Annotated in this window: 3 protein-coding genes; all 3 read left to right on the forward strand. The window is 70.5% G+C overall.

All coding sequences use genetic code 11. From position 1 onward, the window contains the following. Nucleotides 1–2,321 (forward strand): DNA helicase PcrA (pcrA, locus tag HMPREF3099_RS04050; RefSeq protein ID WP_070704297.1); only part of this gene is annotated, 2,321 nt, incomplete at its 5' end. 138 nt (nt 2,322–2,459) lie between these two features. Next, entirely contained in the window at nt 2,460–3,644 is a 1,185-nt protein-coding gene (gene sucC / locus HMPREF3099_RS04055; protein ID WP_070704300.1) for an ADP-forming succinate--CoA ligase subunit beta, read from the forward strand. A gap of 2 nt (nt 3,645–3,646) precedes the next feature. Continuing rightward, the gene (sucD, locus tag HMPREF3099_RS04060) at nt 3,647–4,540 is read left to right on the forward strand and encodes a succinate--CoA ligase subunit alpha (RefSeq protein WP_070704303.1); all 894 of its coding nucleotides are present in this window, start codon (nt 3,647–3,649) and stop codon (nt 4,538–4,540) included. Nucleotides 4,541–4,587: the final 47 nt, after the last annotated feature.

Below are 4,587 nucleotides of genomic sequence, written 5' to 3' on the forward strand. Positions count from 1 at the left end.
GGCGCCCCGGGGCGCCGGCGACCCCGGCCTCGGAGGAGGACCTGCTCGAGGGGCTCAACCCGCCGCAGCGTGAGGCGGTGCTCCACAGCGGCAGCCCGCTGCTCATCATCGCCGGGGCCGGGTCGGGCAAGACCCGCGTTCTGACCCACCGCATCGCCCACCTGCTGCGGCACCGCGGCGTGCACCCCGGGCAGGTGCTGGCCATCACGTTCACCAACAAGGCCGCCGCCGAGATGCGCGAGCGGGTGGAGTCCCTCGTGGGACCGGCCGCCCGTGCCATGTGGGTGTCCACCTTCCACTCGGCCTGCGTGCGCATCCTGCGGCGCGAGGCGAAGACCATCGGCCTGCGCTCCACCTTCTCCATCTACGACGCCGCGGACAGCACCCGCCTGCTCAGCCTGGTGGTCCGCGAGCTCGACCTGGACCCCAAGCGCTTCCCGCCCGGTGCGGTGGGGCACCGCATCTCCGCGGCCAAGAACGAGCTGGTCGACGCCGAGGCCTTTGCCGCGGCGGCCGGGGACAACCCGTACGACCGCGCCATCGCCGAGGTGTACACGCGCTACAGCCAGCGCCTGCGCGAGGCGAACGCGCTGGACTTCGACGACCTCATCATGACGACGGTCAACATCCTGCAGGCCTTCCCGGCCATCGCGGAGCACTACCGCCGCCGGTTCCGCCACATCCTGGTGGACGAGTACCAGGACACCAACCACGCCCAGTACGTGCTGGTGCGCGAGCTCACCGGCGGCGCCGGGGCGACCGGCGGCCTCGAGTCCGGACAGGAGCCCGGCGAGCACCAGGTGCCGCCGGCCGAGCTGTGCGTGGTGGGTGACGCCGACCAGTCCATCTACGCCTTCCGCGGCGCCACCATCCGCAACATCATCGAGTTCGAGACCGACTACCCGCAGGCGCGCACCATCCTGCTGGAGCAGAACTACCGCTCCACCCAGACCATCCTCACCGCGGCCAACACGCTCATCGAGCGCAACGAGCGCCGCCGTGCCAAGAACCTCTGGTCGCAGGCCGGGGACGGCGAGCAGATCGTGGCCTACGTGGCCGACAACGAGCACGACGAGGCGAGCTTCGTGGCCGAGCGCATCGACGACCTCGTCGACGCCGGCAAGGCCGTGCCCGGCGACGTGGCGGTGTTCTACCGCACCAACGCGCAGTCCCGTGCCCTGGAGGAGGTCTTCGTCCGCGTGGGCCTGCCCTACCGGGTGGTGGGCGGCACGCGCTTCTACGAGCGCCGCGAGATCAAGGACGCCCTGGCCTACCTGCGGGTGCTGGTCAACCCGCTCGACACGGTCAACCTGCGCCGCATCCTCAACGTGCCCAAGCGCGGCATCGGCGACCGGGCCGAGGGGGCGCTGGTGGCCCTGGCCGAGCGGGAGCGCATCCCCTTCGTCGCCGCGCTCGGCCGCGCCGAGGACGCCCCCGGGCTCGCGGTGCGCTCGCTGCGGGCCGTGCAGGGCTTCTCCGCGCTGCTGGAGGCGCTGCGCACCGTGGCCGAGGCCGGTGGCGGGGTGGCCGACGTCCTCGAGGCGGTGCTGGAACAGACCGGCTACGCCCAGCAGCTGCGCGACTCCGACGACCCGCAGGACGAGAGCCGGCTGGAGAACCTCGCCGAGCTGGTCTCCGTGGGGCGCGAGTTCGACGAGGCCGCGGCCGACCCCGACAGCCCCTCCGCCGGTACCGCCAGCGGTACCGAGCACCTGGCGGCCTTCCTCGAGCAGGTCTCGCTGGTGGCCGACACCGACGCCGGTGCCGAGGAGGACGACGGCAGGGGCGTGGTCACCCTCATGACCCTCCACAGTGCCAAGGGGCTGGAGTTCCCGGTGGTCTTCCTCACCGGCCTCGAGGACGGCACCTTCCCGCACATGCGCTCGCTCAACGACCCCGACGAGCTCGAGGAGGAGCGCCGGCTGGCCTACGTGGGCATCACCCGCGCCCGTGAGCGCCTGCACCTCTCGCGGGCCACGGTCCGCTCGGCCTACGGCTCGCCGCAGTACAACCCGCCCTCGCGCTTCCTCGCCGAGCTGCCCGAGCACCTGCTGCGCTGGGAGCGCGAGGGGGCCGCTGCCGCCCACGCCCCCACGAGCCAGCCCGGGGTCGCCCGCCTGGCCGGCCGCATCGCGCCGGAGCGCACGCGCACGGTCGTGGCGCTGGAGGCCGGGGACCGCGTCACCCACGACTCGTTCGGCCTGGGCACCGTGGTGCGCGTGGACGGTGCCGGCGACAAGGCGATGGCGCACGTGGACTTCGGGGGAGAGCTCGGCACCAAGCGCCTGCTGCTGCGCTACGCGCCGGTCGAGAAGCTCTGACCACGACGCGCCGGGGCGTGATCCAGGTCGCATCGACCGCCGGGAGCCGGTGCACGGTGAGGGACTAGAGTCACCGGAGGCAGGCCCGTGCACGCGGGCCGGCAACAACAGTCGAAATCGTGAGGACGGTGTCAACTCGTGGATCTCTTCGAGTACCAGGCCCGTGACATGTTCGAGAAGCACGGGGTTCCGGTGCTGGCCGGTGAGGTCGCCACCACCCCCGAGGACGCTCGGGCTGCCGCGGAGCGAATCGGGCAGAAGTCCGGTGGAGTCGTGGTCGTCAAGGCCCAGGTCAAGACCGGTGGTCGTGGCAAGGCCGGTGGTGTGAAGCTCGCCAAGTCCCCGGAGGAGGCCGAGGAGGCCGCCCGTCAGATCCTGGGCATGGACATCAAGGGCCACACCGTGCACAAGGTGATGATCGCCCAGGGCGCCAAGATCGCCGAGGAGTACTACTTCTCCATCCTGCTGGACCGCGCCAACCGCTCCTACCTGGCCATGTGCTCCAAGGAGGGCGGCGTCGAGATCGAGCAGCTCGCCGTCGAGCGCCCGGAGGCCCTGGCCCGCATCGAGATCGACCCGTCGGTGGGCCTGGACGACGCCAAGGCGAAGGAGATCGTGGAGGCCGCCGGCTTCACCGACTCCCAGGACAAGATCGCCGAGGTCCTCAAGACCCTGTACACGGTCTACACCGAGGAGGACGCCTCCTTGGTCGAGGTGAATCCGCTGGTCAAGACCGAGGACGGCGAGATCGTCGCCCTCGACGGCAAGGTCACCCTCGACGGCAACTCCGACTTCCGCCAGCCGCACCACGCCGAGCTGGAGGACAAGGACGCCGCCGACCCGCTGGAGGCCAAGGCCAAGGCCATGGACCTCAACTACGTGAAGCTCGACGGCAACGTCGGCATCATCGGCAACGGCGCCGGCCTCGTGATGTCCACCCTCGACGTCGTGGCCTACGCCGGCCAGGACAAGACCGGTGGCAAGGCCAAGCCGGCCAACTTCCTCGACATCGGCGGTGGCGCCTCGGCCGAGGTCATGGCCAACGGCCTGGACGTCATCCTGGGCGACGAGCAGGTCAAGTCCGTGTTCGTCAACGTCTTCGGTGGCATCACCGCGTGCGACGCCGTGGCCAACGGCATCGTCAAGGCCCTGGAGATGCTGGGCGACGACGCCACCAAGCCGCTGGTCGTGCGCCTCGACGGCAACAACGTCGAGGAGGGCCGCCGCATCCTCGCGGAGGCCAACCACCCGCTGGTGAGCATTGCCGACACGATGGACGGCGGCGCCGAGAAGGCTGCCGAGCTGGCCGCGAAGGAGAACTGAGCATGGCGATCTTCCTGAACAACGACTCCAAGGTCATCGTCCAGGGCATGACCGGCTCCGAGGGCATGAAGCACACCCAGCGCATGCTCGCCTCGGGCACGAACGTCGTCGGTGGCGTGAACCCGCGCAAGGCCGGCACCGAGGTCGAGTTCGAGGGTGGCCACAAGGTCCCCGTCTTCGGCTCGGTCAAGGAGGCCATGGAGGCCACCGGTGCGAACGTCTCCGTGCTGTTCGTCCCGCCGAAGTTCTCCAAGGACGCCGTGCTGGAGGCCGTGCAGGCCGAGATCGAGCTGGCCGTCGTCATCACCGAGGGCATCCCGGTGCAGGACTCCGCCGAGTTCTGGGCCGAGGCCAAGAAGGCGGGCAAGACCCGCATCATCGGCCCGAACTGCCCCGGCATCATCAGCCCCGGTCAGTCCAACGCGGGCATCATCCCGGCCGACATCGCCGGCCCGGGCCGCATCGGCCTGGTGTCCAAGTCGGGCACGCTGACCTACCAGATGATGTACGAGCTGCGTGAGTTCGGCTTCTCCACTGCCATCGGCATCGGCGGCGACCCGATCGTGGGCACCACCCACATCGACGCCCTCGAGGCCTTCCAGGCCGACCCCGACACCGACGCCATCGTGATGATCGGTGAGATCGGTGGCGACGCCGAGGAGCGCGCCGCGGAGTACATCAAGGCCAACGTCACCAAGCCGGTCGTCGGCTACGTGGCCGGCTTCACCGCCCCGGAGGGCAAGACCATGGGCCACGCCGGCGCCATCGTCTCCGGTTCCTCCGGCACGGCCGAGGCCAAGAAGGAGGCCCTCGAGGCCGCCGGCGTCAAGGTCGGCAAGACGCCGTCCGAGACCGCCGAGCGCATGCGCGAGATCATGAAGGGCCTGCAGGGCTGACGTCCTGCTGACCCTCGAAGGGGCCCGGTCCGCTGGACCGGGCCCCT

This window comes from Kytococcus sp. HMSC28H12 (assembly GCF_001816045.1).
Taxonomy (GTDB): domain Bacteria; phylum Actinomycetota; class Actinomycetes; order Actinomycetales; family Dermatophilaceae; genus Kytococcus; species Kytococcus schroeteri.

Bases quoted from the DNA above. Each gene is read 5' to 3' on its own strand.
- sucD (WP_070704303.1), top strand. From the start codon at position 3,647: ATGGCGATCTTCCTGAACAACGACTCCAAGGTCATCGTCCAGGGCATG.